The 25,764-nt window shown below is 51.8% G+C and carries 26 protein-coding genes and 1 riboswitch; of the genes, 14 read left to right on the forward strand and 12 right to left on the reverse strand.

All coding sequences use genetic code 11. The features are described from left to right. Nucleotides 1-7: 7 nt before the first annotated feature. On the reverse strand, nucleotides 8-445 hold the full coding sequence (locus PRIO_RS15060) for a MarR family winged helix-turn-helix transcriptional regulator (RefSeq protein WP_046503242.1): 438 nt from the start codon (nucleotides 443-445) through the stop codon (nucleotides 8-10). Between the two features lie 158 nt (nucleotides 446-603). On the opposite strand from PRIO_RS15060, the gene PRIO_RS15065 reads away from it, so the two are divergent. Beyond that, complete coding sequence (locus PRIO_RS15065; RefSeq protein ID WP_020433974.1) at nucleotides 604-1,146, forward strand: GNAT family N-acetyltransferase; 543 nt, start codon at nucleotides 604-606, stop codon at nucleotides 1,144-1,146. Between the two features lie 930 nt (nucleotides 1,147-2,076). Here PRIO_RS15065 and thiE read toward each other — a convergent pair. From thiE to PRIO_RS15100, 7 genes are all read right to left on the reverse strand, one after another. Then, a complete protein-coding gene (gene thiE, locus PRIO_RS15070) occupies nucleotides 2,077-2,733 on the reverse strand; it encodes a thiamine phosphate synthase (protein ID WP_020433972.1) in 657 nt (218 codons plus the stop codon). After that, nucleotides 2,733-3,563, reverse strand: coding sequence for a bifunctional hydroxymethylpyrimidine kinase/phosphomethylpyrimidine kinase (thiD, locus tag PRIO_RS15075; protein ID WP_020433971.1), 831 nt, complete (start codon nucleotides 3,561-3,563; stop codon nucleotides 2,733-2,735). The genes thiE and thiD overlap by 1 nt, the downstream gene beginning before the upstream one ends. Before the next feature lie 28 nt (nucleotides 3,564-3,591). Further along, nucleotides 3,592-4,389 (reverse strand): hydroxyethylthiazole kinase, encoded by a 798-nt coding sequence (thiM, locus tag PRIO_RS15080; protein ID WP_020433970.1) that lies wholly within the window; start codon nucleotides 4,387-4,389, stop codon nucleotides 3,592-3,594. Between the two features lie 67 nt (nucleotides 4,390-4,456). Beyond that, nucleotides 4,457-5,509: an ABC transporter substrate-binding protein gene (locus tag PRIO_RS15085; protein WP_020433968.1), complete on the reverse strand. Its 1,053-nt coding sequence runs from the start codon at nucleotides 5,507-5,509 to the stop codon at nucleotides 4,457-4,459. Continuing rightward, nucleotides 5,506-6,282, reverse strand: coding sequence for an ABC transporter permease (locus PRIO_RS15090; RefSeq protein WP_020433967.1), 777 nt, complete (start codon nucleotides 6,280-6,282; stop codon nucleotides 5,506-5,508). Before PRIO_RS15090 ends, PRIO_RS15085 begins: the two co-directional genes overlap by 4 nt. Further along, a complete protein-coding gene (locus tag PRIO_RS15095) occupies nucleotides 6,263-7,057 on the reverse strand; it encodes an ABC transporter ATP-binding protein (protein WP_231869902.1) in 795 nt (264 codons plus the stop codon). Before PRIO_RS15095 ends, PRIO_RS15090 begins: the two co-directional genes overlap by 20 nt. A gap of 92 nt (nucleotides 7,058-7,149) precedes the next feature. After that, nucleotides 7,150-7,253, reverse strand: a riboswitch (TPP riboswitch). 79 nt (nucleotides 7,254-7,332) lie between these two features. Beyond that, nucleotides 7,333-7,986 carry a TetR/AcrR family transcriptional regulator gene (locus tag PRIO_RS15100; protein WP_020433965.1) on the reverse strand — a complete coding sequence of 218 codons (654 nt, stop codon included), beginning with the start codon at nucleotides 7,984-7,986 and terminating at the stop codon, nucleotides 7,333-7,335. A 195-nt stretch (nucleotides 7,987-8,181) separates the two neighbouring features. Between PRIO_RS15100 and PRIO_RS15105 the strand changes: the two genes are divergently transcribed. From PRIO_RS15105 to PRIO_RS15120, 4 genes are all read left to right on the forward strand, one after another. Continuing rightward, nucleotides 8,182-9,702 carry a DHA2 family efflux MFS transporter permease subunit gene (locus tag PRIO_RS15105; RefSeq protein WP_020433964.1) on the forward strand — a complete coding sequence of 507 codons (1,521 nt, stop codon included), beginning with the start codon at nucleotides 8,182-8,184 and terminating at the stop codon, nucleotides 9,700-9,702. A 328-nt stretch (nucleotides 9,703-10,030) separates the two neighbouring features. Next, nucleotides 10,031-10,882, forward strand: a complete 852-nt coding sequence (locus tag PRIO_RS15110; RefSeq protein WP_020433963.1) for an amino acid ABC transporter substrate-binding protein — start codon at nucleotides 10,031-10,033, stop codon at nucleotides 10,880-10,882. A gap of 56 nt (nucleotides 10,883-10,938) precedes the next feature. Further along, entirely contained in the window at nucleotides 10,939-11,607 is a 669-nt protein-coding gene (locus tag PRIO_RS15115) for an amino acid ABC transporter permease (protein WP_020433962.1), read from the forward strand. Nucleotides 11,608-11,619: 12 nt separating this feature from the next. Beyond that, nucleotides 11,620-12,372, forward strand: coding sequence for an amino acid ABC transporter ATP-binding protein (locus PRIO_RS15120; RefSeq protein WP_020433961.1), 753 nt, complete (start codon nucleotides 11,620-11,622; stop codon nucleotides 12,370-12,372). A gap of 142 nt (nucleotides 12,373-12,514) precedes the next feature. Here PRIO_RS15120 and PRIO_RS15125 read toward each other — a convergent pair whose 3' ends face one another. Beyond that, the gene (locus PRIO_RS15125; RefSeq protein WP_046503250.1) at nucleotides 12,515-13,189 is read right to left on the reverse strand and encodes an S-layer homology domain-containing protein; all 675 of its coding nucleotides are present in this window, start codon (nucleotides 13,187-13,189) and stop codon (nucleotides 12,515-12,517) included. Nucleotides 13,190-13,485: 296 nt separating this feature from the next. On the opposite strand from PRIO_RS15125, the gene PRIO_RS15130 reads away from it, so the two are divergent. Further along, nucleotides 13,486-13,959: a Fur family transcriptional regulator gene (locus PRIO_RS15130; protein ID WP_039839177.1), complete on the forward strand. Its 474-nt coding sequence runs from the start codon at nucleotides 13,486-13,488 to the stop codon at nucleotides 13,957-13,959. Nucleotides 13,960-14,091: 132 nt separating this feature from the next. Here the strand turns inward: PRIO_RS15130 and PRIO_RS15135 are convergent, their stop codons facing one another. From PRIO_RS15135 to PRIO_RS15145, 3 genes are all read right to left on the reverse strand, one after another. Then, nucleotides 14,092-14,772, reverse strand: a complete 681-nt coding sequence (locus tag PRIO_RS15135; protein ID WP_046503252.1) for a TIGR00266 family protein — start codon at nucleotides 14,770-14,772, stop codon at nucleotides 14,092-14,094. A 29-nt stretch (nucleotides 14,773-14,801) separates the two neighbouring features. Continuing rightward, nucleotides 14,802-14,933: a hypothetical protein gene (locus PRIO_RS37205; RefSeq protein ID WP_020433955.1), complete on the reverse strand. Its 132-nt coding sequence runs from the start codon at nucleotides 14,931-14,933 to the stop codon at nucleotides 14,802-14,804. A 910-nt stretch (nucleotides 14,934-15,843) separates the two neighbouring features. Then, nucleotides 15,844-16,677 (reverse strand): AraC family transcriptional regulator, encoded by an 834-nt coding sequence (locus tag PRIO_RS15145; protein WP_020427288.1) that lies wholly within the window; start codon nucleotides 16,675-16,677, stop codon nucleotides 15,844-15,846. Nucleotides 16,678-17,006: 329 nt separating this feature from the next. Between PRIO_RS15145 and PRIO_RS15150 the strand changes: the two genes are divergently transcribed. From PRIO_RS15150 to PRIO_RS15185, 8 genes are all read left to right on the forward strand, one after another. Then, on the forward strand, nucleotides 17,007-17,774 hold the full coding sequence (locus tag PRIO_RS15150) for a sugar phosphate isomerase/epimerase family protein (RefSeq protein ID WP_020427287.1): 768 nt from the start codon (nucleotides 17,007-17,009) through the stop codon (nucleotides 17,772-17,774). After that, nucleotides 17,767-18,864, forward strand: a complete 1,098-nt coding sequence (locus PRIO_RS15155) for a Gfo/Idh/MocA family protein (protein WP_046503256.1) — start codon at nucleotides 17,767-17,769, stop codon at nucleotides 18,862-18,864. The genes PRIO_RS15150 and PRIO_RS15155 overlap by 8 nt, the downstream gene beginning before the upstream one ends. 150 nt (nucleotides 18,865-19,014) lie before the next feature. After that, on the forward strand, nucleotides 19,015-20,079 hold the full coding sequence (locus PRIO_RS15160; RefSeq protein WP_020427285.1) for a Gfo/Idh/MocA family protein: 1,065 nt from the start codon (nucleotides 19,015-19,017) through the stop codon (nucleotides 20,077-20,079). Between the two features lie 37 nt (nucleotides 20,080-20,116). After that, entirely contained in the window at nucleotides 20,117-21,085 is a 969-nt protein-coding gene (locus PRIO_RS15165; protein ID WP_020427284.1) for a sugar phosphate isomerase/epimerase family protein, read from the forward strand. A gap of 5 nt (nucleotides 21,086-21,090) precedes the next feature. After that, entirely contained in the window at nucleotides 21,091-22,071 is a 981-nt protein-coding gene (locus PRIO_RS15170; RefSeq protein ID WP_020427283.1) for a phosphotransferase family protein, read from the forward strand. Between the two features lie 114 nt (nucleotides 22,072-22,185). Next, on the forward strand, nucleotides 22,186-22,725 hold the full coding sequence (locus tag PRIO_RS15175) for an HXXEE domain-containing protein (RefSeq protein WP_020427282.1): 540 nt from the start codon (nucleotides 22,186-22,188) through the stop codon (nucleotides 22,723-22,725). Nucleotides 22,726-22,867: 142 nt separating this feature from the next. Beyond that, nucleotides 22,868-23,938 (forward strand): ABC transporter ATP-binding protein, encoded by a 1,071-nt coding sequence (locus PRIO_RS15180; RefSeq protein WP_046503260.1) that lies wholly within the window; start codon nucleotides 22,868-22,870, stop codon nucleotides 23,936-23,938. Between the two features lie 230 nt (nucleotides 23,939-24,168). Continuing rightward, nucleotides 24,169-25,575: an arabinan endo-1,5-alpha-L-arabinosidase AbnB gene (locus PRIO_RS15185; protein WP_046503264.1), complete on the forward strand. Its 1,407-nt coding sequence runs from the start codon at nucleotides 24,169-24,171 to the stop codon at nucleotides 25,573-25,575. Nucleotides 25,576-25,764 lie beyond the last annotated feature (189 nt).

Consider the following 25,764-nt stretch of genomic DNA (forward strand, 5'->3'; position numbering starts at 1 on the left):
TATAGATTTAGAGGTTCAGATGCAGCAGCAGCAGCTTGTTCATGTGAATCAGCTGTTCCAGCTCCTGCGCCGAGAATTGCTCCAGAGCTTCTCCCAGCACCTTATGGGACCAGGCTTCTTCGTTATAACGCAGGCATAACGTTTCGCCTTCTTCCGTGAGATACAGCCTTGTCTCCCTGCGGTCCAGCTCGGAAACGGAACGGGTGACCAGACCCTTAAGCGCGAGGGTATCGATTTGCAGACTGACCCGGCTTTTATTGAACACCAGGCGTTCTGTAACCTCTTTCTGGGTCTGCCCGGGGTGCTGCCTCAGGAAATTCAGAATGCCGATTTGATGAACAGTCAGCCCAAGGTTAGCCGCACTTTGATGGGCGAGCCGCTTGAGCTGACGGGCTACTGCAAAAAACGACTGATACACTTCTATGGTTTGTTCCCGGTCAGCCATGCTGCACCTTCCTTTGATAAAAAAGTTACCTCTGTAAACTGTTTATAATGTAAACTAATCAGACGGCAATGTCAAGGCTGTACAATATTGACTAAGCTGCGTGCAGGTTTATGATTGGTAAGTATATAAGGCAGATGACTATAGAAAGGGAGTACATAATGAAAATAGAATCACGGCAATACGAACGCGGCGGGAAAAAGGTAATAATCCGGGAAGCCGTTCCTGGGGATGCCCGGCTCCTGTCGGAGCTCCGGCTGCAAATTGACGGGGAGACTGAGAATCTGGACAGGGAACCGGGGGAGGCGCTGATGACGGCTGCGGACTTTGAGCAACTGATCCGCCAGGATGCTGCCCGTGACAGAAATCTCTTTTTGGTGGCTGCTGTGGACGGCAGGCTTGCCGCATTTTGCAGATGCGAAGGGAGCCGCCTGAAACGCATGGCGCATCAGGCGGAATTTGGCATAGGTGTGCTTCAGGAATACTGGGGGCTTGGCATAGGCAGCCATATGCTGTCGGCATCTATTGCCTGGGCTGAGGCCTGCGGCCTCCGCAAACTGACTTTGAAAGTCCTGGAAACCAACAGAAACGCGATCGCATTGTACCAGAAGCTGGGGTTTACGGAGGAAGGCCTTCTGAAGAACGACAAGCTGCTGTCTGACGGAAAGTACTACAACACCGTTGCGATGGGCAGATGGCGCTGAGAGGATGGGGATGTCAGAAAAAAGCACAGCGCCGAATCGTATCCGGCAGCTGTGCTTTTTTGTTGCATAGGAAGGCATGATTAACTCGGCTTATGGATTATTATCTCTTAGCAGGCGCTATATAAGTTGAACTCCGGTGACTGGTTATGCTTCCGATGCGAGCTTTCTGTAGGAAAGCTATCAGGCGAATTTTTAAGTTCATCTTATTTAGTTGGAAAAAGGGAGCTTATTTTTTCCGTAATTCAAAAATCCTGAGCATTAAATGGAAAAAGTGAACTTAATTGGGCTATATTCCTTGACTAACGGCGAAATGAGCTGAATTAGTGTCCCTTTTTCCACTTCATCTGTCGAGGACAGGATGCTCTAGCAAATTAGTTAACCTTTTTCCACTTGGAGTTGCCGTAGGAATCAGCGGGAGTCGTTCTCCAGGTAACGCTAGACTGAAATCAGGACGGCTGCAATGTCCCGCTGGGGACGGCGCAGCCGTTTTGTTCCTGCATAGGAAATTATACAATACCAAAAAATATGGACAACCTGGAAGGTTAGCATAAATAAGAAGCTTGGGTTCCCCTGAGGTGTTAACCCTAGAAAATCTTGCACGGAATACAACAAAGTGTATCTTAAGCAGGTCGAATGGATGAATATCTTGTACGTTATACAACAATCTGTGTCCAAAGCACACTAAGTGGATAAAAAATCTTGTGAATTGTGCAGCAATGTGGGCCTTATTTCACCATATGGGCGAAAATCCTGCATGTTTTACAACAAATTCGGACTTCGTAACCCTCATGACCTTATTATCTGCCAGGGCGATTTTGTTCTTATGGAAATCCAACACAAGGTGCAGCAGAAGATGATCCGCGGGTTCCAGTGCTAAGCGGATATTCTGTTTCTCTGCGGGTAGCCTGTCCAGCAGGCTGTGCTTCGCTGCTACTGCTGAATCACCCGCAGAAAATTCCGGGCGGCACCACGAATGTCGGCAGCTCCGGCGATTGCGGAGATCACAGAGATTCCGTCAGCACCCGCCTGGATCACCGGCTGTGCATTAGCCGCAGTGATTCCGCCGATGCCCACGAGCGGAATGGTAAGTCCGCTGCGGCGCAGCTCCTCAATCACTCCTGTTCCTTGAACCGCTTCAGCATCGTCCTTGGAGGAAGTAGGGTACACCGGTCCGACTCCCAGATAGTCGGCTCCGTCGGCAATCGCCTGCTGCGCTTCCTTCAGGTTATGGGCGGAGACACCGATGATTTTGTGCGCTCCCAGCCGTTCACGGATGGAACGTGCCGGGGCATCCTTCTGCCCCACATGCACGCCGTCAGCGTCCAGGGCCACGGCCAGATCGATGTCATCGTTTACGATAAAAGGTATCTTGTGCTCCCGGCACTTCTGCTGGAGCACCTGTGCAAGCTCAATATACGCCTGCCCGGTGAAAGCTGCGCTGCCCTTTTCGCGGTACTGGAATAAAGTGATCCCGCCATCCATTGCTTCAACGAGTGTCTCCAGTGGAGGTTTCAAGCAGTTCACACTGCCCATGATGAAGTACAGCTTCAGCAGTCTGCGTACATGTTCGCTGTCCATCCGCTGCATTAGCGCTGCCCCCTTAGCCTGGTCTGGTAAGCAAAATGATTTGTCGGGCCGTTTCCGGCACCTATATTGATTCCGTCTTCAATAGCCGCCTGGATAAACGCTTTGGCAGTATGAACCGCCTCCGGGACCCGTTGGCCTTGTGCCAGTCCGGCCGTGAGGGCTGCGGAAAAGGTGCAGCCGGTTCCATGCGTGTGCCTGGTAGCAATCCGGGGACTCTGCAAATAAATGAACTTCTCACCATCATATAAAAGGTCAGTTACCAGGGCACCTTCCTCATCGTGGCCGCCCTTGAGTATCACATGTCGCGGTCCCATGGCGTGGACAAGCCTGGCTGCGGCTTCACGGTCAGCCATGTCGGAAATCTTCATCCCGGTCAGAATTTCCGCTTCAGGGATATTGGGAGTGATGGCTAAGGACAACGGCAGCAGATCGGCAATCAAAGCCTGAACGGCTTCCTGCTGAAGCAGGGGAGAACCTCCTTTGGCAACCATGACCGGATCGATTACCAGCTTAGTCCAGCCATACTGCCGGAATTTTTGGGCAACGGTGTGGATGAGCCCGCTGCTGAACAGCATGCCGGTTTTAACGGCATCGGGTGTAAGATCCGCCCCGATGGAATCAAGCTGTGCGGCAACGGCTTCCCCCTCCAGCGGATACACACTCTGGACCCCCAGGGTGTTCTGAGCGGTCACTGCGGTGAGCGCAGACATGCCGTATACACCCAGCTCCTGAAAGGTTTTGAGATCCGCCTGGATACCGGCGCCGCCTCCGCTGTCCGAGCCGGCGACAGTCAAAGCTTTGAAAACATTAGTTATAGGATGGTTAGTCATAGCAAAATCTCCTTTGGCGAAGCTGTGATCATTGTTCCAAGCGCTGTACACGTGAGCGTTCAGCGTATACTTCCGGAGTCACGAGGGCTAATTGATTCAGGAATTCGGTCTGGAAGCTGCCAACTCCCTGTTGGCGCGTCCGGTTTGCTGCAATTTCAGCGGCAACTCCATAGAAGGATAGCGCTTCGGCAGCAGCCTCCAGCCAGGCTCCGCCGCTGGCCGCGAGGAACGCGCCGACAACCGCACTCAGCAGGCAGCCGGTGCCGGTAACCCGGGTCAGAACAGGATGTCCGTTGCTGACCACATAGGTGATGCGGCCATTTGTTATGACATCTTCCTTGCCGGTGATAATGACAACACACTTCAGCTTCAGCGCGGCTTGTACAGCCAGAGCAACCACATCACCGTCACCGGCTCCGGCATCCACGCCTTTGATGCTCCAGCGCTCGCCGACGACATGGGCCACTTCAGCGACATTGCCGCGCAGCGCGGTAATCTGCATCTGGCTGACCAGCTTATGGGTAACTTCGGTGCGGTAAGCAGTGGCTCCTGCACCCACGGGGTCAAGCACGACCGGTACGTTATGGCGGTTCGCAGCCTTGCCTGCCAGCAGCATCGATTCAATGGCGTAATCATTTAATGTGCCGATATTCAGCACAACAGCACCCGACATGGCGGCGATATCTGCTACTTCTTCATGCGCGTCAGCCATAAAAGGCGAAGCCCCCAGCGCCAGCAGCCCGTTAGCGCTGAAATTCGCGACTACAATATTAGTAATGTTATGCACCAGCGGATTGTTTTCCCGCACTTTGGTTAAGAAAGACATGATGATTCCTCCTCAAAAGTAAATGGCTAATCTTAAGGCAATCCATTGTATAAAAATGCAGCACATCTCACAAATTCATAAAAGCGTCCTGCGTCGTGACCCGGCCATGCAGCAGTCCGTTCTCATTCAGCCAGGACTTAACCTTCTCCCATGAGGCTGGGTCCTGATAGCCAAACGGCTCATCCCCGGCATCCATCAAGGGAAGCAGAAGCTTCAGGCTTTTGGTTTCGATATCTTTGTCAAGGGGGGCGGTAGCATCCTCATGGGCCATCAGAAGGTCCAGCGCCTCCTGCGGGTGCTCTGCCACAAATTGCTGCCCTTTACGTGCCGCCGCCATGAACTTCCCGATGTAGCCTTCAGCATTCTGCAAGCCCAGATCGCTTGCCACCAGAACCAGCTCGTAGTAGTCGGGAACGCCGTAATCCGTAGGGTTCAGCGAAATGACCGGATGCCCTTCCTTCTCCAGAATCAGCTGCTCATGATTAATGAATCCGCCGATAATTCCGTCTACCCGCCCGGCCGAAATGGCCGGAATCAGATCAAAACCCACATCGGTCAGCCTCACTGCCGACGGATCGCCGCCATCGCTTTTGACCATTGTTTTCAGCATGGCTTCGTACAGGGGAATCGAAGAGTATCCGGCATTTTTGCCTGCCAGCTCTTTCGGGCTTTTGATCCCGCTGTCCGCCGGTACCATCAGATGGTTCAGCGGATGCCGGACGATGGCGGCGACGGACTTCACCGGAATCTGCTCCCCCCGGGCCATCAGCACCTGCGGCTGGTAGCTTAAGGCTAGATCGACTTTGCCGGCGGCTACCAGCTTCAGGGCATCATTGCTGTCCGCGGGCATCTGGATATCCACAGCCAGACCTTCATCTTCGAAATAGCCCTTCTGCTGCGCAGCGTACAGGAAGGAGTGGACGGCATTCGGATACCAGTCGAGCATAATTGTCAGCTTGTGGGGCTGGTCAACGTTCCCTGCTGAAGCCGAGCTGGCGGGAGCAGCATGGTTGTCCCCTCCACAGCCGCTTACCGCAAGGGCAAGAGATAGAAGCAGCGACAGGGAGAGCAAGGGGCGCTTTCTTTTACTAACGGGATGTTCTGAAGGAAAGATGTTCATCGATGAATGCCTCTTTTCTGCAAAATAATGTTTTCGAGCAGCTTAATACTTAGGAACAGAACGATACCGAGTGCCGATAAAAGAAACACAGCGGCGAACATCTCTGCACTTTGCAGATTGCCCGCCATCCGGCGGCTGAAATACCCGAGTCCCCGGCTGCCGCCCAGCCATTCCCCGATTGTAGCGCCAATCACACAGTAGACAATAGAGAGCTTGAGTCCCGAAAACAGCGAGGGCAATGCAGGGGGGATCTGGGTTTTCCGCAGAATCTGCCAGCGGTTCGCACCTAGTGTAAGCAGCAGCTCTTTGTACACCGCACCTCTTTTGTGCAAACCGTCATAAGTGCCGATGACAACCGGAAAAAAAGCGGTCAGAAAGACCACAGCCACCTTGCTCCACAACGTATAGCCAAACCACATAATAAAAATAGGGGAGAGCGCGATCAGCGGAATCGTCTGGCTGATAACCAGCAAGGGGTACAGCGCTTTCTCCAGTGGAGAGAACATATGCATTCCGGTACCCAGCAGCACACCGCAGCACACGGACAGCGCAAAACCCAGCAGCACCTCCTGCAGTGTAGCGGGCAAATGTTCTCCAAAGAGCAGCAGCCTCTGATCCAGCATAGCCTTCCATATGGCCGTAGGGGCCGGAAGAATGAAGGCAGGGACAAGCTTCAACCGGGCGGCGCATTCCCAGGCGGCAAGAGTCAGCAGCACCAGCAGGGCGAAGGGGCCATATTCGCGTAAAAATGTTCTAAGATATGTACGTCTCATACAGCCTCCGTTCCAAATCCGCCCGTAAAGCAACAAAATGAGGGTCATAGTTCAAGCGGTAATGTCTGGGGCGCGGAAGATCTACCGGGAATTCCTGAACACCGCCGCCAGCGCCGCCGGACATCAGATAGATCCGGTCGCTGAGCAGGAGCGCCTCCTCCAGATCGTGGGTGATGAACAGCACGGTCTGCTCCAGACTGCCCCACAGCTCCAGCAGCCAGCGGTGAAGCCCGCGTTTGGTGATGGCATCCAGTGCTCCAAAGGGCTCATCCAAAAGCATGAGCTTATGGCCGGCAGCCAGTGTCCGCAGCATAGCGGTCCGCTGGCGCATTCCGCCGGACAGCTCGTGCGGATAACGCTGCTCTGTACCTGCCAGGCCAAAACGCTCCAGCATATTGCGGATACTCCTTACAGCTTCCGTTTTGCTGCCTGTTCTGTTCAGCTCCCAGGGCAGCAGGCAGTTGTCGAGCACGGTTCTCCAGGGCAGCAAAAGATCCTGCTGGGGCATATAGGCAACCCGGCCCAAACGAGAGGAAGGATCGGCGGATATCGTTCCGGGAATATTGAGCTCACCGCCGGTCTGCTGAAGCAATCCGGCAATGATTTTAAACAGCGTGCTTTTACCGCAGCCGCTGGCACCGACCAGAGAAATGAATTCCCCTTGGCGCACATCCATTGACAGGCCGCTGAATACCGGAGTTTCTGGAGATGTGCCGAAAGAATAGGACAGATCCGTCATTGAGATCATATTCGTATGAGCTAAGCCTCCTTTCATTTGCGCGGCAACACAATAAAGACCCATCTGTCTCCGAGTGGAGACAAATGGGTCTGAAAGGTTCAGGCAGTAGACGTATAGCGGCACCGCTGATCGTTTCTGTTCCACTTCCCTCCGCTGGTATGATCCAGATCAGGTTCCAAGGGTCCGAAGCTTCACGCTTCATCTCAGTCGGCAGACTCCCCTAGTGAAATAGCAGGTCAATATTGAATTCGCAATTGCTAATTAATATAGCATATTCAGCCGTGTTGTCAAAGGATCAACGCTCAGGAAGGTCAGGCTCGCTGGATTCCAGTGACGAACAGCGCGAGGACCCCCCGGGAGATTTCCTCTTTGGTAGAGTTGTGCAGCTTCTGTTGGTAGAGGTAGAGATCAGGACTTAGTACGGCAATCAGGGCGGTAGCGGCAAATTGCGGATCAACTGCAATCAGCAAACCATCATCCGCTGCCCGCCGGAGGCGCTGGGTCATCACTTCGTTCAGACGCCGGAAAATCGGATGCTCAAACTGAGTGAGCTGTTTTTTGCCGGTGAACTCGGACTTGATCATCTGCAGCAGCTCGGCATGCTGGTCAATGAAATCAACGACCTGCTCAATACTGCTCTGCAGGTCCTCCAGTGAGTTGGAAGCTCCCGTGGTGGCTTGCAGCTCCTGTTCAAGACGGGAAAGAAAACGCTCGGAGCTGGTTGAGAGCAGGGCGGAGCAGATTTCGCCTTTATCCGTGAATCTGCGGTACAGTGAACCCTGGCCGATCCCCGCCCTCTTGGCGATACCGTACATGCTGACCGGTTCCAGGCCGTTTTCTTCAAACAGCGCCTCTGCAGCCTCAAGAATCCGCTGGATATAAGGGTCCTGATAGTCCCTGGAAGCTCCCGGATGTTCTTTTGCTGGTTTTGTAGTTGGACTTCTGTCTGGTTCATTTGAATTCATGACAGGCTCCTTTCAGATATGCAGCATCTATATTACAGAAAATATGAAAATGTAATTGACAGTGCGGACAATTGTCCGTAAACTGAAAATGCAATGACGGACAATTGTCCGTTGGCATCATTTATTATATAGAAAAAGCTGCGCAAAGGTCAATGTACACATACCGGCGCGGTTCAATTTAGGAGGAGATAGAAGATGGAGCAAGAATTGAAGTCGGATGCGGATTTTCGTCTGTTAAGCATTCTGGTTCCGCTGCTGGCGATTATTGCCGGTGTGTTCATGGTGGTGCTGGACAGCACGGCGATGAATGTAGCATTGTCCACACTGGTCAAGGATTTTCATACAGAGCTAAATACACTGCAATGGGTTGTGACCGGATATATGCTGGCTCAGGCCTCAGTGATCCCGTTGTCCGGCTGGCTGTCTGACCGCTTTGGAGCCAAAACTGTTTTTCTGACCGCAGTTATTGTATTCACCATCGGCTCCATCCTCTGTGCCACCCCTAGCCGTGCGGAATGGCTGATCGCATTCCGTGTGCTGCAGGGACTGGGGGGAGGCTGTGTGCTTCCCGTTGGGATGGCTTACGTATATAAGCTGGCTCCCAAGAGCAAGGTTGGCGTAGTTATGGGGATCATGGGTATTCCTGTGCTGTTTGCTCCTGCCATCGGCCCTGTACTGTCCGGTTGGCTCGTGGAGTATCATTCCTGGCGCTGGATTTTCCTCATTAATATTCCCATCGGTATCATCTGTCTGCTGATCGGTTCCCGGAAGCTGCCCCAATCGGTGCGCAGCCAAGTGCCTGGAATGGATAAGCTTGGGATGATTCTAGGGCCTCTGGCCTTTGCCTCCCTGTCATACGGGGTTAGCCAAGGTGCGGACAGCTGGACCTCGGACAAAACATTGATCGGGTTATCCGTGGGTATGCTGGCCTTGATCGCTTTTGTCATTGCGGAGTTTCGCTCAGAGACACCGCTGCTGGAACTGCGGATTCTGCGCTCCATCGATTTCAGCACAGGCATTCTTGTACAATGGATTGCCCAGTTCGGCTTATACGGCGCATTGTTTCTGCTTCCGCAATTTCTCCAGCAGGCCCGCGGCTTCGGAGCTTTTGATACCGGACTGACGATGCTGCCCCAAGCCATTGCATCCGGACTTATGATGCCCATTGCCGGGATTCTGTTCGACAGGATCGGTGTGCGCTGGCTGGTGGTTTGCGGCCTTAGCCTTGTCTCAGGCGCCTTGTTCCAATATTCGCATGTAGATCTTGCCACACAGGGCAAAGACCTGATCCTGCCTCTGTTTATGTGCGGTGCGGGCATGGGGATGATGGTGATGCCTATGAATACGCATCTTTTAAATAAGGCGCCTAGCCACCTGGTCAACCGGGTTACTTCTCTGACCAACTCGATGCAGCAGGTAATCAACGCTTTGGCGGTATCGACACTGGTCACTATTCTGACCTCAAGAGCGGCAGCGCGCGCGGCGGAAATGCAGGAAGCTGCAGCTGCGGCCGGGAAGAATGCGGCGAATGCTTCTCCGGATGCGTTAAAGCTAGCTGCACATACTGTACTTGTCAAAGGGTTTGATGACACTTTTCACATTATGATCTTCGTAGCACTGGGAGGTGCTGTGCTGGGTCTGCTGCTGCGGAGAGGAAGCAGGGGCGGCAAAGACAGTTCTAAGACCAAGGTGCAGCCTGAAATCATGCACGGATGATTTTCTTAAATAAGAACCCCGTTCACCGGATAGGTGTTAACGGGGTTTTTTCGAAAGATTAGAATCTATGAGTTTCGGGGGAAGTTCTTGTCCGCAGCAGCCCAGTAGACCGAGAAGGAAGCTCGTCGTGCGGATTTTGCAGGTTTTTGGGCAAACTAACACAATCCGGTGCATGAATCCGCTGGGCAGTCACCATTAAAACGTTTACATTATAATTCCGATGTATATTATCGGAAAAGTCCTTGACTCCGCTGACATGCCGGTGTTACTATTCAACTTGCCGGCAGACAGCCGGTATATACAGAGATGATGAGAGGGGTTAACTTTTATGAAAAAACTTAGTCTGACTATCCTGATGCTGCTAACGGTGGTACTGGTAGCGGCTTGCGGCAATAATACCAATAATGCGGCAGGAAACAATACAGCAGCCGAATCATCGGCCGCTCCGACTGCAGAGGCTTCAGCGCCCGCTGAACAGAACAGCCTGGAAGCGATCAAAGCAAGCGGCAAGCTGCGTATTGGAACCGAGGGCACTTATGCACCGTTTACTTTCCATGATGCCTCGGGCAAGCTTACCGGATTTGATGTGGAGATCGCTGAAGAGGTGGCTAAGCGGCTGGGAGTGAAGCCGGAATTTTTCGAAACCCAATGGGACGGCATTTTTGCCGGGATGGATGCCAAGCGCTTTGATGTCATTTTCAATGAAGTTTCGATTACGGATGAGCGTAAGGTGAAATATGATTTCTCCGATCCGTACATTGTCTCCAAGGCGGTATTGATCGTTGGTGAGAAGAATGAAGACATCAAGACCTTTGCGGATCTGAAAGGCAAAAAAGCCGGCCAGTCCCTTACCAGCAACCTGTCCGATATCGCGCGTGAGAACGGGGCAGAGATTGTGGTCACCGACGGCTTCAACCAGGCGATTGACCTGTTGACCTCCGGCCGGATTGATGCAACCGTGAATGACGGGCTGTCCTACCTGGATCTGAAGAAGCAGAAGCCGGATGTTAAAATTAAGGTTGTCGACGAAATCGCCGAGGGTTCCCAGAGCGCCGCTGTCTTCCTTAAGGGCAACGATGAGCTGGTAGCGGCAGTAAGCGAAGCATTGGCAGCTATGAAAAGTGACGGCACGTACCTGAAAATTTCCGAGAAATATTTCGGTGCTGACGTTTCCAAATAATAACGGATGGACCTGGCGGCTCCGGCCGCCCGAAGTCCGAAAAGGATGTCTGATCAATGGATGACCGTAAAATACAAATTTTCCTCGATTCCTTGCTGCCCCTGCTCAAAGCCGGGGTGGCTTTTACCATTCCGCTCGCAGTAGTCTCTTTTATTCTGGGTCTGCTGCTGGCTATTTTTACCGCACTTATCCGGCTTTCGCCCTGGACTTTGCCGAGGCTGATCGCCCGCTTCTACGTCTGGATTATCCGGGGAACGCCGTTGCTTGTACAATTGTTTATTATTTTCTTCGGGCTGCCGGCGGTGGGGATTATCCTTGATCCGTTTATAGCTGCGACCATCGGGTTCACGCTCAGTGTGGGGGCTTATTCCTCCGAGATTGTGCGGGCTGCAATTCTGTCCATACATAAGGGCCAGTGGGAAGCTGCGTTCTCCGTAGGCATGACCCGGGGCCAAGCGCTGCGGAGAGTCATTCTCCCCCAGGCAGCGCGTGTTTCGGTTCCGCCTTTGTCGAATTCTTTTATCAGCCTGGTCAAAGACACCTCGCTTGCCGCGACTATCACTTATGTGGAAATTTTCAAAACAGCCCAACAGATAACGGCGACCACCTATGAACCGCTGCTGCTCTATTGTGAAGCCGCTTTGTTCTACCTGCTGTTCTGTTCCGTGCTGTCGGTTCTGCAAAATTACCTGGAGAAGCGGCTTGACCGTTACTCGGCAAGATAAGGAGGAGCACCTATGATTGAAATCCGTGACTTGCATAAATCCTTTGGTCCCCTCCAGGTGCTGAAGGGTGTCGATCTTACCGTGGAGCACGGCAAGGTACTGGTTATTATCGGTCCTTCAGGCTCCGGCAAAACAACCCTGCTGCGCTGCTTCAATCTTCTGGAACAGCCGGACAGGGGGAGCCTGACCCTGGGCGATATGAAGCTGGAATTCACGGCGGGAGGCAAAATCCCGCAGCGTTCCGTGCTGGCCCTGCGCCAGCGGACCGGGATGGTCTTCCAGTCGTACAACCTGTTTCCGCATATGACCGCTTTGGGCAATGTGATGGAGGGCCAGGTTACCGTCCAAAAACGCACCAAGGAAGAGGCTCGCAAGCGGGCCATCGAGCTGCTTACGAAGGTTGGCCTTGCGGACAAGGCGGATGCCTATCCGCATCAATTATCCGGCGGCCAGCAGCAGCGCGTAGCCATAGCGCGGGCAATGGCCGTGGAGCCGGAGGTGCTGCTGTTCGACGAGCCTACCTCGGCGCTTGATCCCGAGCTGGTAGGCGAGGTGCTCAAGGTAATCAAGCAGCTTGCGGCTGAAGGCATGACGATGGTCATCGTCACCCATGAGATGAAATTCGCTGCGGATGTGGCGGATCAGATCATTTTGATGGATGGCGGTGTAATTCTGGAGCAGGGCAGACCGGAACAGGTGCTGGAGCATACAACCCATCCGCGCGCACTGCAGTTCCTGAACCGGCTTAGCGGTGAGGAAATTTAATCTGGCCAGGCAGAGTAAATGTATCAGTACTTTTGTTCAATATGACACCAAAAAGGCAGTCCGGAAAATCCGGAACTGCCTTTTTGAACTACCAATTCGTCAGTCCATACCCAGGGGAGGGGGGTGGACTGCAGAGCCTCGTCTAGCTCTGTGGCGCGGTATTTGTTTTGGATTTCAGGTAATCCAGTGCGTTGTAGAGCATGACGGCTGCTTCGGCGCGGGTGATTTCTTTTTTCGGATTGAATTTGCCGTTTGCATCCAGTGTGTTGATGTTGTATTTCAGCGAGCGCTGGATGCTGCCCTGGAAAGAAGGCTCCAAGGCGTCAGCGTCGGCGATATCTGCAGGGACAATATTGATCATCGGCAGATTGCCAACCTTTTCTATGCCCTGAACCAGCAGGTTGGTGAATAATTCCTTGGTCATTGGCTTCGAGGGATCAATATCCGCAGCGATTTCGATCCCGTTGTAATGGGCGTTGACGAAAGCTTCCGCGTACCAGGCATTGTCTTTCACCTTGGTGAAGGTGCTGCTGGCGAGTGGAGCCTTGTTGAAGTCGATAGCCGCCAGGCTCAGTTGAAGACCTCCAGCGATAAACTGGACTCCTTGAGCCGTTGTTACTTTGGAGCCGGGCAGGAACTGGGTGTCGGAGATGCCTTTGATCAATCCTTGCTCCTTCAGGGAATTAATTTTGTCTTTGCCGGTTACGTTGTTGATATCCTTAAAGCTGCTGTCTGCGGCAAAGATGGGTCCGGCAAGTGAAAAAGTAAGAAGCGATACGCTGGTCACCGCTGCAAAAGCGCTTTTTTTGAAGTTCATTGTATTTCCACCTTTGTCTGTAGGATTCAGGCTGCTTAGCCTTGTTCAACACCTCAGACGACTCAGAATATGGAAAGGTTGCAGGCAATTAAATTTAATATCTATGAAAGTTTAACCCTTACATTGATTTTTGAAACAGCAATGCGGTAAGGATATTTCCTCTAGTGCTGATTACCGGTACGGAATGTTATAATGTTGTCAGGCTCTTTTCTTTGGTGGATATTTTTGTTATGCTTATATCGTAACAATTACTAATTAATCTCAGATTGCGCTTCCGGAAAGGTGGGAGACTACACGTGAACCCGATTGCTAATATCAGTCAGCAGTTTGCTGCGCATCATTATAAATTAACGCCACAGCGCGAGGCTATCGTCAGAGTTCTGCTAGATAATGAGAAGGATCATTTGAGCGTGGAAGAGGTCTACATGCTGGTGAAGAACAGCTATCCGCATCTTGGACTTGCAACAGTATATCGTACCCTGGAATTGCTGTGTGAGCTTCATATTGTAGAGAAGATGAATTTTGGGGATGGCGTAGCCCGCTATGATCTGCGGGGGGATGATCATGCCCATATGCACCATCATCTGATTTGCAATGTGTGCGGCAGGCTGGAGGAAATCAAGGACGATTGGCTCCTTGAGCTGGAGCTGCGGCTGGAACGGGAATACGGCTTTAACGTTACCGATCACCGGCTGGATTTCAAAGGCACCTACAATTCATGCAAACGAAGCGGCTGCAAAGGGGAGAAGTCTTGTCAGGCTGTCTCTTAAGCCGGCTGTACGCATAATGCTTACGGATGAAAGGCGGAGAATGTAGACGGCAGCATGTACACACCATAAAACGGCATTTCAAGAGCCCGTATACTGTGCTCTGGAATGCCGTTTTTATTAGGTTTATTAGGTCTAAGGTCTGGAGGGCACAAAAGATTTGATCCATGTCCCAAAGCTGCCCGGATTGCGGGACTGCACCAGTACTACGCCTTCGCCGCGGAATCGGCAGACCAGCGCTTCACCACTCGTTAAGCTGTTGAGCCAGCCGGAGGCGGCTTTTTCCACCTTGTAATCCATATAACCCGGCCAAGCCACCAGATGCCCGTTATCGATGATCATTTCTTCGCCCGGTCCCAGATTGATTGCATGAATGGCCCCGAATGATGAGAGGAACACAGTGCCGCTGCCGCTGATTTCAATAATGAAAAATCCTTCCCCGGAGAACAGTCCGCGCGTCAGATTCTGCATCTTCGTGTTGACCTGAATGCCATGCGTTCCGGCGAGGAAGCCGTCCTTCTGCACATACAGCTTGTACGATCCGTCGAGCTCGATAGCCTGAATATCACCGATGGCGCCGGGAGAGAGCAGCACTTCACTTTGTCCCCGCGTTGCCGTCAGCTCCTGGAAGAAAAATTTCTCGCCGCTGAGCATTCTGCCCAGCCCCCGCATCAGGCCTCCGTCAACGGTTCCCCGGAGCTCCACACCCGGCGACATGGCGACCATAGCCCCCATCTCTGCTTTGACGCTTTCACCCGGATTCAAATGGACCTTTAGCATAGCAAAAGCACCTTCGTATAATACGTCGTATTTCATTCATTTCCCTCCGCATCCATAAGTTACAGTTACAGGCTTTCCCGGTATTCCACTGTTATGCCCGCCAGCCGGGCGTATCCGATCTCCTTGCGGGTGCTTTGACCCATATGACTCTGTACATTAATAAATGTAATAATTCCCGGATGACCGCAATGTTCCATGGAACCTTCCTTTTGAAGGGGATGCTTGTACCCATCAAGGATACTGTACCCGCTGCTGCTTGTGCAAGCGTACACTGTCAGGCGGGATGATTATAGTCAACTTTACCGGGCAATTCACCTGAGATTATGTTAAAATTAAGATATCAGCATATTCAGAAAAGGGAATGCTGATCCAATTCACAAAAAGAGGAGTGTTGCCCTATGGCACGCACAAAAACACAAAAAGCTCTGCTTAAGGCAGAACGCTCCGGCACCTGGTGCGCGGAACGGAACCGCAGACTCAACGATCATTACGGAGCCATTTCCCAGCATGTCCGGGTCACCCCGAGCAAGCAGCAAAAACTGAATAAGGTCAAACACAAGGAGCGGATCTTTCAGGATGGCGCTCCTTTTGCATATCCGGGGGAGCAAAAGCTGACTTCTCTCTTTGTAAGATTCCGGAAGAGCGAAATCAAAGGTAAAAATACCTTTGATTGGGCAGTGTAGGCGCAGCAGAGCGAAATCAAAGGTAAAAATACCTTTGATTGGGCAGCGTAGGCGCAGCATAACGAAATCAAAGGTAAAAATACCTTTGATTGGGCAGCGTAGGCGCAGCAGAGCGAAATCAAAGGTAAAAATACCTTTGATTGGGCAGCGTAGGCGCAGCAGAGAGAAATCAAAGGTGAAAATACCTTTGATTGGGCGGTGAAGGCGCAGCAGAGAGAAATCAAAGGTAAAAATACCTTTGATTGGGCAGCGTAGGCGCAGCAGAGAGAAATCAAAGGTAAAAACACCTTTGATTGGGCGGTGAAGGCGCAGCAGAGAGAAATCAAAGGTAAAAATACCTTTGATTGGACAGTGTAGGCGCAGTAGAGAGAAATCAAAGGTAAAAATACCTTTGATTGGGCAATCTAAGCGCAGTGGGCTGGTGTTACGGCAGCGAGGCCGTTTCTGCTTGCCGGCTGTATGCGCGGTATTGCTTGGGAGACATTCCGAACCGGCTCCGGAACAAGCGGTGAAAATAAGTGTAGTTGGCGAAGCCGCAGGTCTCGGAGACATGCTCCAGCGGCATCGGGCTGAAGGTAATCCGCTCCCGCGCCATATCCAGCCTGACATCGTTGACATACTTGACAATGGTTGTGCCAAAAGCCTCCTTGAACAGATGAACCGCCCGGGAGACGCTGATATCCACATGCCCGGCCACATCCTCAAGACGGAACGGATACGCGGCATGCTCCTCTACATATTGCTTCATACGGTAAGCCAGATAGCCTTTGGGCGACACCGCAGGCTGTTCAGACATCAGCCGGTCAATTTCCAGGCATAATATCTGCAGATAACAGGCTGAAATTTCCGGCGAGGGGTTGGACAGGCGGCGCTGCTCCAGCACGATTTGCCGGAAGAGGCCAAGAAAATAGTCGCTGAGCGGCATTGGAAGCACCAGCGGACGCTGCTTGCGGGTCCACCATTCCTCAATCCAGGGCCCTCCGCAAAAGATATGATAATCACCGCTTTCAATCCGCGGCTTGCCTACGGGATAGCTCTCTTTGTCGATGCTTAGGTAATAAGGGTCGCTTGGAGCGAACAGCATGAGGTCGCCGCTCTCCACGGTGGTCAGAACGCCGTTGACCATTGTCCGGCTGCGGCCTTCGGTCTGCAGGCGCAGCAGATAATAATAGACACTGTCACCGCCCGTCATATGAAACGGCTTGCGGTGGACAGAAAATCCGGCGGATAGTATATGGCAGGGTGCAGTTTGTGTCATAGGTCCTCCTGGGCATCATAATGTAGATATAAAATGATAAGCAGATTGTTCATGTTTTAATCATATTCTTCATTTTATTATATACGCTTTCATATTACTATGTACCTGAGCAAAAAACGTATAAATGAAGTAAAGGGGGCTTTATAACGGCTCTGATAGCTACATAGACAATCTCAGTGGAAGCAGAGGGTTAAAGATACAGATATTGGACAGCCAGGTACTTGCAGCCCTTTTGTTCATGTGAGGTGCATCATGTGGGTCCTTCGGGGACGATATGAAGCTTAAATCGAAGTGTAAGTAAATCCAGACCTACTAGGAGTGAGACGAACATGCTTAAGATCGGCTTGCAGCTGTATACGCTGAGAGAAGAACTGGAACAGGATTTCGAAGGGACGATCCGCAAGGTCGCGGAGCTTGGATATGCCGGCGTGGAGTTTTTTCACTATTTTGGCCGGACAGCAGAGCAAGTGAATGCGCTGCTGCAGGAAACAGGACTTACCGCGCTCGGCGCGCATCGTCCATATGATGCCATGCTGAATGACACGGAGCAGGAAATCAGCTTCAATCTGTCTATTGGCAACCGTAACCTGATCGTGCCTTATTTGACTGAAGAGCAGCGGAATTGGGAAGAGGTTGCCGTTAATCTGCGGAAGATCGGGGAGCAATGCAGCGCCCGCGGCGCCGTGCTTTCTTATCATAATCATGATTTTGAATTCAAAGAGCAGTTTGGCGGACGCACCGCGTTTGACGGCATTTTTGAGGAAGTGCCTGCGGATCTGCTGCAAGTGGAAATGGATACCTGCTGGGTGTATTATGCGGGGTATGATCCGGTAGAGTATATTCACAAATACGCCGGACGTCTGCCGATTATCCATCTGAAGGATATGAAAAAACGTGAAGACGGCTCGGCTGAGACCGTCGTCCTGGGTGAAGGGGAAGTTAAGCTCGAGGCCATTCTGGAGGCGGCGGATGCCGCAGGAGCAGAGTGGGCAGTAGTGGAGCAGGATTTCTGCAGCCGTTCACCGCTTGAAAGTGTAGCAGACAGTATGAAATGGATTAGAGCATATGCCAACCAAGGAGGAAAAGTTCATGTCTAACAAACTCAAAATTGCTATTATCGGTTGCGGTGGTATCGCAAACGGCAAACATATGCCAAGCCTGTCCCGTCAGAACAATGCAGAAATGGTGGCTTTTTGCGACATCATAGAGGAACGGGCACAGGAGGCGGCGAAAACTTACGGTACGGAGGATGCAGCCGTATACACAGATTTCCGTGAGATGCTGGCCGCTGGCGGATTCGATATCGTTCATGTATGTACACCTAACGACAGCCATTCCGTAATTTCAATAGCTGCATTGGAGGCCGGCAATCATGTAATGTGCGAAAAGCCAATGGCCAAAACAACGGCACAGGCTCAGGAAATGCTCGAAGCTGCCCGCCGTACAGGCAAAAAGCTCTCGATTGCTTACCAGAACCGTTACCGCTCGGATAGTGAATATCTGAAGGGGCTCTGCGAGAGTGGCGAGCTCGGCGATATCTACTACGGTAAGGCGATTGCGCTGCGCCGCCGTGCAGTTCCGACATGGGGGGTATTCCTGGATGAAGAGAAGCAGGGCGGAGGCCCGCTGATCGATATCGGGACACACGCGCTTGATCTTACGCTGTGGCTGATGGATAATTATAAGCCGCGTATGGTAGTAGGCTCCACGTTCCACAAGCTGGGACAGAAGAAAAATGCAGCAAATGCCTTCGGTCCATGGGACCCGGAGCAATTCAAGGTGGAAGATTCTGCGTTTGGCTTCATTACTATGGAAAACGGGGCTACAATCTCCCTGGAATCCAGTTGGGCGCTGAATGTATCGGAGTTCCGTGAAGCCCAAACCCTCCTCGCCGGTACCGAGGGCGGTGCGGATATGAAGGACGGCTTGCGTTTGAACGGAGAACGTGCCGGCCGTCTGTACGAAACCAAAGTAGATCTGTCCTCCGGCGGCGTTGCCTTCTACAGCGGAGGTGCGGAGAGCGAATCCGACCGTGAAGCCCGCCTGTGGCTGGAAGCCGTAAGCGAAGACAAAGAACCGGTGGTCAAACCGGAACAGGCTTTGGTAGTTACACAAATTCTTGAAGCAATCTATGAATCCGCGCGCACGGGCCGTGCGGTGTACTTCGACGGAAGCTCAGACAAATAACGGGTAACAAAGTTATACAACTGAACTGGAGAACTGCGATCAGGCTGAAGTAACGAAGGGAAAGTCCAGACACTTACTCTAGTTACGGCCAGCCGATTGCATTCATCTTCAGTTCAGTTGTATAGATCTATCAAAACAGGAGTGGAGACCATGAGTTCACACAAGCATACGATCGTCATCGTTGGTTATGGCGGAATGGGAAGCTATCACACACAATTGATTGAGGAGAATGGCCGGCTCGAGGTGGCCGGAACATTCGATCTGCTTGAGGAACGGCGCAGTGCTTCCGAGGCAGCGGGGTATACCGCCTATGCCAGCTATGAAGAAGTTCTGGCAGATCCGAAGGTTGGAACCATACTGATTGCAACGCCTAACGATGTGCATAAGGAAATTGCTCTCGCTGCGTTCAGAGCCGGCAAGCATGTGATCTGCGAGAAGCCGGTCGCGATGTCCTCGGATGAGTTCATTGAAATGACTCAGGCGGCTGAATCAGCGGGACGTGTGCTGATGGTCCATCAGAACCGGCGGTGGGATGAGGACTTCAGGGTCATCAAGGAAATGTACGACCACGGAACGATCGGTTCCTTGTTCCAGCTTGAATCCCGTGTCCACGGGGCCAATGGCATACCCGGCGACTGGCGTCATGTGAAGGCGCAGGGCGGCGGCATGCTGCTGGACTGGGGTGTTCATCTCCTGGATCAGCTGCTGTTCATGATTGACAGCAAGGTGGCCAGTGTGAGCAGCAGCTTGAGCTTCATTCTGGGGAATGAAGTGGACGACGGCTTCGAGGCCGTCCTGCAGTTTGAGAATGGCGTCAAAGCTATTGTTGAAGTAGGCACGACGAATTTTATTACCCTGCCTAGATGGTATGTCAAGGGGACGGAAGGCACAGGAGTTATTGAAGACTGGTCCTTAACGGGACGAATCGTCACCCGCAACCAGGAAAGCGAAAAACTGGAGCCTACTCCAATCCGCGCCGGTGTGGGTCTGACCAAAACGATGGCGCCTCCGTCAGAGGGAGCAACGATAACTGAAGCTTTGCCGCCGGCGGCAGAGCTGGCCTCCAGCTTCTATACCAATTTTGCCGATGTCATTGAAGGTACGGCTGAGCCCATTGTCAAAAATCCCGAGGTGCTGCGCGTGCTGAAGCTGATCGAAGCGATATTTGCGGCAGCGGAAACCAATCAGACCATTAAGGACTTCGATTTGTATTGAAATGAACCCATTATCATGAACGAGAGGCGGCAGAGCAATGAAACTTGGCGTATTTATGGTGCTTTTCGGCGGTCGCAAGCTGGAGGACGCGCTGGATTATGTAGCTTCCAAAGGACTAAAAGCAGTGGAGATCGGCACGGGGGGCAACCCCGGCAACAGCCATTGCGATCCTAAGCTGCTGCTGGAGAATGAGACAGCACTGAAAGAGTTCAAGCACGCTGTGGAGTCACGCGGCCTGATGATCAGTGCCTTGAGCTGCCACGGCAATCCGCTGCACCCGCAGAAAGAGCTTGCCCGCAAGGATCATGAGGATTTTGTAAACTCGGTAAAATTGGCGCAGAAGCTTGGTGTTCCGGTTGTTAACACATTCTCCGGCTGCCCTGGCGACCATGAAGATGCCAAATACCCGAACTGGCCGGTAGCACCTTGGCCTAACGACTACCAGGAAATTCTGGCTTGGCAATGGGAGAACAAAGTGATTCCATATTGGACGGAGTGGGGCGCATTCGCAGCGCAGCATGATGTGAAGATTGGCCTTGAGCTGCATGGAGGCTTTTCGGTGCATACACCGGCTACTCTGCTCCGCCTGAGAGAGGCTGCGGGCGAAGTGATCGGTGCGAATCTGGACCCGAGCCATATGTGGTGGCAGGGGATTGATCCGGTGCAGGCGATTCATATCCTTGGACGCCAAGGTGCGATTCATCACTTCCATGCCAAGGATACCGTAATTGATCCGGTAAATGTGAATATGTACGGATTGACCGACATGCAGTCCTACACCAATATGCTGGACCGTGCGTGGCAGTTCCGTTCGGTGGGCTACGGACATGATGTGAAGGTATGGGCAGATATTATCAGCGCTCTGCGGCTTGTCGGCTACGACTATGTGGTCAGCATTGAGCATGAAGATGGGCTGATGTCGGTCGAGGAAGGCTTCTCCAAGGCTGTGCATAATCTGCGCCAGGTGCTGATTGAAGAACCGCTTGCCGAGATGTGGTGGGTCTAGAGCCAATGGAGAGCTTCACTAAGGTCAAATTGGATGATCAGCAGCTTAGAGCCTTAGCAGCAAGCACCTTTGGAACAGACACAGCCATTATCAGCAGCAAGGAGCTGACGGGCGGTTTTTTTAATGCAGCTTATGATCTTGAACTATCGGATGGCAGATCTGTAATATTGAAGGTTGCGCCCGCAGCAGAGACGGAAACACTGAGCTACGAAAAAGACATCATGCGCGCCGAGGTAGAGGCACTGCGCCTGGTTCAGGCTGCGGGCACTGTGCCTGTTCCGGCGGTTTACGGCTTTGATGAGAGTCTGGAATTGATTCCAAGCCCGTTTTTTTTCATGGAAAAGATTGAAGGGACGCCTTACAATGAAGTCAAAGGTAGTCTCCCGGACGAAGTAAGAGCCTCCATTGAACGGGAACTGGGACGTTATCAGCGCCTGATCAACGGGATTAAGGGAGAGCGCTTTGGTCTTTTTGGACAGCCGCAGGATACCGCTGCAAGAACATGGCGCGAGACCTTCACCGCGATGATTCATAATGTGCTGGATGATGGCCAGAGACTGGGGGCTGTACTGCCGGCTTCTTATGACGAGATCAAGCAGGGCCTGGAGAAATTTTTACCGGCTCTCGAAGAGGTGACCGAACCGCGTCTGATTCATTGGGATCTGTGGAATGGGAATATTTTTGTCAAAGATGGTGTGATCGTTTCAATTATTGACTGGGAACGTGCGCTGTGGGGGGATGTGCTGATGGAGTACTACTTCCGGCATTTTGAGAATTCTCCGGCGTTCTTTGAGGGATACGGGGCGGCGTTTGACAGTCCGAATGAACGGCTTCGCATCAGGTTGTATGACTTGTATCTTGACCTGATTCTGGTTATTGAGTGCTACTCCCGGCAATATAAAGATGAAAATCATATTCGCTGGGCCTTCGAGAACCTGCAGGAGACTTTGAAGGAGTTTGTGGGCCACGATAACATAAAAGTATAATGATTAGGGTCGAAGGCCGGTTCTCCGTGGAGACGCCGGTCTTCTTGCCTGTACTCTGTAGCAGTGAATCTGCCGGTTAACAGGCTGTAATGGTGAAGGAGGCGTGGTGCAACGGTGATCCACTGGTTGAATCTGCATATCGATCAAGTTAGCTTGTTATGGCTGCTGCCCATTTTGTTCATGTTTCATGACTTCGAAGAAATCCTTACGGTAGAGTCCTGGGGGATCAAGTATGGCCCGAAAGTGGAGGCGGCTCTTCCTCCTGGAAAGTGGAACCCATATCGTTCTATGCTGCGTATGACAACCAGAAATTTTGCGGCAGACGTGTTGTTTGTGTATATTGTGGTGGTTGCGGTCACCTGTACCGCAGTCTTTTTTTCATTTTACTGGCTATATCTGGCTGTGCTAGCCGTTTTCCTGCTGCATGTATTTACGCATTTGGGACAAAGTATAATTCTGAAAATATACACACCAGGTGTGGTTACGGCGGTGCTGATCGCACTCCCTTACTCCTCGTATGCTTTCTACCGTCTGCTAAAAGAAAATACTGTGAGCTGGGTGGATGTCTGCTGGTCTCTGCTGCTGATGGCGCTGCTGGCCCCAGCAATCGTCTGGGGGCTGGTGAAGAGCAGGCAGCGCCATCAGCAGGAATGAACACGCTTGCTGCCGAAGCTACGGTTTTCAGAAAATTCTTGACGTATGGATACAAAGATAGATAAAATAATACTTATTGCGTGTTTTTTTAGGTATTGAGAATTGTTATCGGCATTTGAAAAGAAATTGAGAGGGTGACAGGATGGAGCGCCTTTTAGAGGTAAAAGATCTGGCTATATCATTCAGAACACGCGGAGGCGAGGTTCAAGCGATCCGTGGTGTAAGCTTTCATGTCAATAAAGGGGAAACACTGGCAATCGTAGGCGAATCCGGTTCCGGTAAGAGCGTAACTTCGCAGGCTGTCATGAAGCTGGTTCCCCAGCCGATGGGGGAATACAAACGCGGACAGATTCTGTTCGAAGGGCAGGATCTGATCGGTAAAAATGAGAAGCAAATGCAGAAGATCCGCGGGAAAGAGATCGGGATGATTTTCCAGGACCCGATGACCTCGCTGAATCCGATGATGAAGGTCGGCAAGCAAATTACTGAAGTGCTGTTCAAGCATGAAAAAATCTCCAAGGATGCTGCATACAAACGGGGTATTGAGCTGCTCAATCTGGTGGGTATTCCTTCACCGGAGCGGCGCTTCCAGCAGTATCCGCATGAGTTCAGCGGCGGGATGCGCCAACGTGTAGTTATCGCCATGGCGCTGGCAGCCAATCCCAAGCTGCTGATTGCCGATGAGCCGACTACGGCGCTCGACGTGACTATTCAGGCGCAAATCCTGGATTTGATGAAGGATATTCAGAAGAAAATCGACACCGCGATTATCTTCATTACCCATGACCTTGGGGTTGTGGCCCGAATGGCTGACCGTGTAGCAGTAATGTATGCCGGCCAAATTGTTGAAATGGGAACAGCTGAAGAAATTTTCTATGATCCGAGACATCCGTATACCTGGGGGTTGCTGGCTTCCATGCCGAGTCTGGAGAGCAAAGGCTCTTTGCTGACTGCTATTCCGGGAACGCCGCCGGATCTGATCAAGCCGCCGAAGGGCGATGCTTTTGCACTCCGCAGCACGTATGCAATGCAAATCGACATGGAGAAAGAGCCTCCAATGTACAAGGTGTCGGATACGCATATGGTGAAATCCTGGCTGATGCACCCGCTGGCACCTGCAGTGGAACCGCCGGAAGTGGTTAAAAAGAGACATCGCGTATTGAGCAATGCATATGCTGAGCCAGTACTGGTTAACAATCCCAGCGAGTATTAATACGCTGTAATAGATCCATCGCGTCAAGCCGTTTAATCGGCTTGGCGCTTTTTTGGTTCATAAGAAAGCAAACAAAATATAAAACTCGGATAACTTAAGCGCTGGTGATTCGGCGGCGGATGTGTAATAAGTTTAAATAAATATAAAATAAAACGAATATTTCTAAATAAAAGTATTGACTATTTTACAGTTTATGAGCAGAATGTAAGGGTATACAAGGAGGTTGAAGGATGAAAAACAGAACTTTGATATCATTGGTTTCGTTATCCCTGATAACTGCATGCAGCAGCAATACTCCGGAATTCCGTAATGTCTCCGTGCATGATCCGTCTGTAATCAAGGTTGATGAAATGTATTATGTTTTCGGCTCCCACCTGGCTTCCGCCAAATCCAAAGATCTGATGTCCTGGACCCAGCTCTCTTCAGGTGTGGACGACGGGAATGTGCTTATCCCCAATGTAACTGAGGAATTAAGCGAAACCCTTAGATGGGCCCAGTCTGACACGCTGTGGGCACCTGATGTCATTCAGCTCTCTGACGGAAAGTTCTATATGTATTATGATGCCTGCAGAGGAGATTCCCCGCTGTCGGCGATGGGGATTGCTGTTTCCGACAAGATTGAAGGGCCGTACAAGGACAAGGGAATTATTCTCAAATCCGGCATGGCTGGCCCCGGAGATGACGGAGAAAAATATGATTCCGCAGTGAAGCCGAATGTGGTGGACCCTGATGTGTTTTTTGACAAGGACGGCAAGCTGTGGATGGTCTATGGCTCCTATTCTGGCGGGATTTTTATTCTTGGGCTGGACCCGAGGACAGGGTTCCCGCTGCCGGATCAGGGTTATGGCAAAAAGCTGCTTGGCGGAAACCATGCGAGGATTGAAGGCCCATATATGCTGTACAGTCCTGAAACTAGTTACTACTATTTGTTCCTTTCGTATGGCGGACTTGATGCGAACGGCGGATACAATATCCGTGTTGCCCGCTCCAGGAATCCGGATGGGCCATTCGAAGACTCGGAAGGCAAAGCTATGATCGATGCGCAAGGCACACCAGGTAAACTGTTCGATGATCCGGCGTACTCTCCATACGGAATGAAGCTGATGGGCAGCTTCCAATTCATGAATACAGAGGATGACCCAGAGGCCAGCGGTACAGGATATATCTCCCCAGGCCACAATTCGGCCTATTACGATGATAAGAGCGGACAATATTATCTTATTTTCCATACCCGTTTTCCAGGCAGGGGTGAGGAGCATGAAGTGCGTGTTCATCAAATGTTCATGAATAAGGAAGGATGGCCGGTTGTCGCTCCGCACCGCTATAGCGGGGAGAAAATCGGAAAGTACACGGCTAAGGAAATCAGCGGCGGGTATGCCTTCATTAATCACGGCAAGGATATCACAGCTGACATTGCCGGATCAAAGCCAATTGAACTCACAGCTGACGGGAAAATCACGGGCGCGGTTGCCGGAACCTGGAAGCTGGCCGGGGATCATACAGCTGAGCTGACTATTAACGGAGTCGTGTACAGCGGAGTATTCCTGCGGGAATGGAATGAAGCCGCCGGCAGTCAGGTAATGACATTTACAGCAGCTTCGGCAGAAGGTGTCTCTCTCTGGGGAAGCCAAGAGTAGGAAATTGGAAGCCTCCGAGGATATAAGCGATGCAGGAGGATTGGGCTCCACCAGCGGACTGAAGCGGACTGAGGAGCCCTTATTTTGCCCAAAATCTTGTTTTTTCAGAGACATCTCGGTCCGTTGTCCTGCTGAATAGACAAATCCTCCTTCAATAACGGGTTTCACGTCCGCAACTGCAGCGGATCA

The organism is Paenibacillus riograndensis SBR5, assembly GCF_000981585.1.
GTDB classification, from domain to species: domain Bacteria; phylum Bacillota; class Bacilli; order Paenibacillales; family Paenibacillaceae; genus Paenibacillus_AQ; species Paenibacillus_AQ riograndensis.